Source organism: Dactylosporangium sp. NPDC000244 (genome assembly GCF_040300725.1).
Lineage (GTDB): Bacteria > Actinomycetota > Actinomycetes > Mycobacteriales > Micromonosporaceae > Dactylosporangium.
The window spans coordinates 1-3,107 of the sequence record NZ_JBEPEH010000104.1 but is presented as its reverse complement, the minus strand read 5'-3'; the positions used below and the strand labels follow the sequence as shown (position 1 = coordinate 3,107).

Below are 3,107 nucleotides of genomic sequence, written 5' to 3'. Positions count from 1 at the left end.
GCCGGCGGCCCCGCCCCTGTCCGGCCGCACCGCGACCACGAACGCGAAGCCCTCGCGCGGGCCCCCCGGCCCCCCCGCCAGCCCCCCCCGCCCGAATGAGCACGACCGGGCGCGGGCTCAGCCCGGCAGCTTGCCCGTGCCCGCGTTCTTGGTGACCAGCCCCGGCACGCTCGCCGCCGGGTCCAGGCCCGCACGCAGGGCCGGGGTCCAGCCGGCGTCGGTCGCGATGTCCGGGTCGAACGCCGCGTTGTACTCGTCGAGCAGGTTCACCGCGACGATCGGGCCGGTGCCGACCCGGGCCAGGGTGCCCTTCTCCGTCATCCGCGTGCCGCCCCAGTTGTAGACGAACGCGTTGAGCGGGGTGTCGGCGCTGCGGAGCACGAAGTTGTTCTCGGCGTACACCTGCGACTGCACCCCGACGCCGATCGCGTAGACGAAGGTGTCCTCGTCGGTCGCGTAGTAGTAGTTGTTGTAGACGTCCACCTGCCCGAAGCGCACCCGCGGCACCCGCTGGCCGAGGTTGGCGAACCGGTTGTGGTGCAGCGAGACGCGCAGCTTGCCCACGTCGACGCCCGGGGTGTTCGTCGAGCCGATCAGCATCGTCTTGTCGTGCTCGAACAGGTTGTTGTACGACACCGTGACGTAGTCGGAGCCCTTGATGATGTCCGCCGCGCCGTCGTGCACCTGGTAGGGCCGGCCGAGGTAGATCGGCTGGTTGACGTCCTGGTTGGCGCCGTCGGTGAACGAGTTGTGGTCCAGCCACACGTTCGTCGCGCCGCTGAGCGTCACGCTGTCGTACAGCGAGTTCCAGTTGCCGGTGTCACCGTCGGTCGGCGACCAGGTCGGGAAGCAGTCGTAGGCGTCCTCGAAGGCCACGTTGCGGATGATCACGTTGTTGACGTTGGTGAGCAGCAGGTTGCCGCCCCTGATCCGGGCATTGCGCAACCCGTAGATCGTCGTGTTCGCCCCGACCTCGATCTTCACCTTGAGGCCCTGGTTCTTCGCCGAGCGGACCCGGGCGTCCTCCAGCGGGCCGGTCGGCGCCACGCGGCCCCAGGTCGCCGGGTCGTACGCGGTGAGGAACGCCTGCAGGTCGTACTCCGGGTCCGCGTAGTCGGCGCAGCCGCGCCCCTCGTTGGCGTCGATCGTGGCCGCGACCAGCACGATCTTCGGCGTGCTGCCCGCCACCGCCGCGGCGAGCTCGTCGCGGGTGCGCACCACGAACACGTGCGCGTCGTCGGCGGCCGAGCCGCCCGTGGTGCCGGCGCCCGCCGAGCCCCAGCCGTCGCCCGCGGCCAGGACGGCGCGCGCCTGGGCGGGCACCGCCGGGGGGCCGGCCTTGACCTGCCCGGCATTCGCCTGCGCGGCGACGACCGCCCCGGCCGCGACCAGCCCGGCCACCGTGGCGGCGGTGAGACCGGCCCGGATACCTACGTGCATGCAGTCCTCCAGGATTCAGGAAAGCGCATTCCTGGGACCACGGTGGCACCGGCACTACGGCGAGTCAACGCATGGCGTTTGCAGGTTTGTTGCAGTCGTCACTTCCGGCGGCCGTGGGTCGGGCCGGCGGTAAGGGGCATTAGAGGGTTACCGCATGACCGCCGCCGCCCCGGCCGCCCGCCGGTTCGCCGCCCTGCGCAACCGCGACTGCCGCCCGTACCTCTTCGGTGCCGCGCTGTCGATGATGGCCGACAACGTGGAGCACGTGATCACGTACTGGGTGCTGTGGCAGAAGTTCCACTCCGAGGCGCTCGCGGGCTTCCAGGTGATCAGCCACTGGGTGCCGTTCCTGCTGTTCTCGGTGTGGTTCGGCGGGCTCGCCGACCGCTACGACTGCCGCCGGGTCATCCAGGTCGCCCAGGTGCTGTTCATGCTCGTCTCCCTGCTGTGGGGGATCCTGTTCATCACCGACACGCTGCAGATCTGGCACGCCTGTGTACTGCTGGTGCTGCACGGCATGGCGGGGTCCCTGTGGGGCCCGGGCGAGCAGCTGATGCTCCACGACTTCGTCGGCGACGAGGACCTCGTCTCGGCGGTCCGGCTCAACGCGACCTTCCGCAGCCTCGGCGTGCTGTTCGGCCCGGCGGTCGGCTCCGGGCTGCTGCTCTGGCTCGGCCCGAAGGCGGGCATCCTCACGAACATCGCGTTCTACCTGCCGCTGACGCTGTTCCTGTTCCGCACCAAATTCACCGGCCACACCCGCCACGGCCGCCCCGCGGCGCAGCGCGTCGGGCTGCTGGACACCGTGAAGGTCCTGCGCAAGGTCGCGAGCGACCACACCCTGATCAGCATGATCATCCTGGCCGGCCTGGCGTCGTTCTTCGTCGGCACCGCGATGCAGGCGACGATGCCGAACTTCGCCGAGGACCTGAGCCCGGGCAGCACGGACGTGTACGGCATCCTGCTCTTCGCCGCCGGCGCGGGCGGCGTGGTCGGCGGCCTGCTGCTCGAGGCGACGGGCTGGCTGCGCCCGACGGTCCGCGCGGCCGTGGTGACGACGCTGGTGTACGGCCTGAGCAGCCTCCTCTTCGCGGTCGCCGGCAACCTGTGGCTGGCCGTGACCCTGCTCTTCATCGGCGGCGTGGCCAACCTGGCGTCGATGTCGATCGGCCAGACCGTGACCCAGCTGCTGGCCCCGCCGGCCGAGCGCGGGCGGGTCATCGGCGTCTACAACGTGTCGTCCGCGGGCCTGCGCGCGGGCAGCGGCGTGACGGTGGGCGTGCTGGGCCAGGCGATCGGCGTGCACTGGTCGCTGGCCCTGAGCTCGGCCGCCCTGTGCGTGGGCACGGGCCTGGCCGCGCTCTACACCCGCCACGGCCACCGGGTACCCGCGATCGAGTAGTCGTTCCGCGCGTTATGTCGGGCGCTCCGCGCCGCGACATAACGGACTTTTCGCCCGACGGGGTATTTGCCCTGATTCCGTGGGAACCGGCGTGCACCCGCACGGCACCGCCCCGCCACTCTTCCGTCGGGCGATCGGTCCGATGTCAAACCCGACGGCGTTACAACGAGCTGAAGGGGGCCGCCGGGATGAGTGGTGGTGGACACGCGGCGAAGGCCGGCGCGCACGCCAAGCACAAGAAGGGCGGCCACGAGGAGGAGGAGCA

At 70.9% G+C, this 3,107-nt stretch carries 2 protein-coding genes; one reads left to right on the top strand and one right to left on the bottom strand.

Annotated elements, in window-relative coordinates:
• Positions 1-117: 117 nt before the first annotated feature.
• Entirely contained in the window at positions 118-1,440 is a 1,323-nt protein-coding gene (locus ABT369_RS57640) for a pectate lyase family protein (RefSeq protein ID WP_350627220.1), read from the bottom strand.
• Positions 1,441-1,594: 154 nt separating this feature from the next.
• Between ABT369_RS57640 and ABT369_RS57635 the strand changes: the two genes are divergently transcribed.
• Complete coding sequence (locus ABT369_RS57635; RefSeq protein WP_350627218.1) at positions 1,595-2,842, top strand: MFS transporter; 1,248 nt, start codon at positions 1,595-1,597, stop codon at positions 2,840-2,842.
• Positions 2,843-3,107 lie beyond the last annotated feature (265 nt).

Coding starts and splice junctions, on each gene's coding strand:
- ABT369_RS57635 (WP_350627218.1), top strand. CDS start 1,595: ATGACCGCCGCCGCCCCGGCCGCCCGCCGGTTCGCCGCCCTGCGCAAC.
- ABT369_RS57640 (WP_350627220.1), bottom strand. CDS start 1,440: ATGCACGTAGGTATCCGGGCCGGTCTCACCGCCGCCACGGTGGCCGGG.